General features: G+C 65.0%; 1 protein-coding gene. It reads right to left on the bottom strand.

Annotated features, from left to right (window positions below):
* On the bottom strand, positions 1-992 hold a 992-nt coding region (locus EN906_RS35400), incomplete at both ends, for a cobaltochelatase subunit CobN (RefSeq protein WP_206529280.1).

The raw sequence follows: 992 nt of genomic DNA on the forward strand, positions 1-992 counted from the left end.
GGACATCTCCCCCTCAAGGGGGGAGATTGGCAGTTTTGACGCTCCGCCCTCTCCTGCAACACTGGAGGTTGGCGAAACCGGTAATGACAGCGCAATCTCCCCCCTTGAGGGGGAGATGTCCGGCCGGACAGAGGGGGGCGCCTCGCGCAGACCCGTCTCATCTTCCACCTTCCCCCAAGCGGCTTCGACCGCAGCGATTGCCGCAGTCGGCAACTCCGTCGAGAAGGCAATGTAGTTATCTAAGGCCAATCCAGTATCGCTGGCTTCCAGCAAATCCAGCAACCCACGCGGCGTCTCCGGAATTCCCTCAACACCATAATCCTGTCCCTTCAGGTCATGCAGAATGGCCAGCACGCTGGACGGCACGTCGAGGCCGACGGCATAGCCGGTGCGGCCGGGGGCGCTGGGATAATCCGGCATCAGGATCGCCAGCTTGCGCTCGGCGCGGGGCGTCTCCTGCAGGCGGATAAAGGCCGCGACGCGGTCAGCCACTTGCGCCACGCGATCCGGTTCCGGCCGGTTGGCGAAAGCGCGGTGGCCAAGTGCTGGATCGATCTCGCTCTCGCCCTTGAAGGAAATGGCGCCGGCCAGGATGCGGCCGTCGAGCTCGGGCAGCACGACATGCATGGCAAGGTCGGCGGGCGCCAGGCCGCGCTGGTTGCTCTCCCAGATGTCGCGGCGGGTGGTGGCGACGATGACCTGGAAGACCGGCACGCCGGCGCGGTCGAACAAGGTCTCATTGCCCGGTTCGGCACCGGACGCGAAAGCGGTAGCGGTGACGATGGCGGCGGGTTTCAGTGAGGCGAGTGCTGTTTCCACGAAGGCCAGGGATGCCGGGTCCTTGAGGGTGGAGACGAAGATGGGGACCGGGTTGATGCCGCGCTGTCGCAGAGCTTCAAAAAGTGCGTCGATTGGCGCGACATCGGCGGCCAGCAGCATCGAGCGGTAGAACAGGATAGGCACGACCTTTCCCTCCCCCTCGAGGGGAGGGA

Source organism: Mesorhizobium sp. M7A.F.Ca.CA.004.06.1.1 (assembly GCF_003999135.1).
GTDB lineage: Bacteria > Pseudomonadota > Alphaproteobacteria > Rhizobiales > Rhizobiaceae > Mesorhizobium.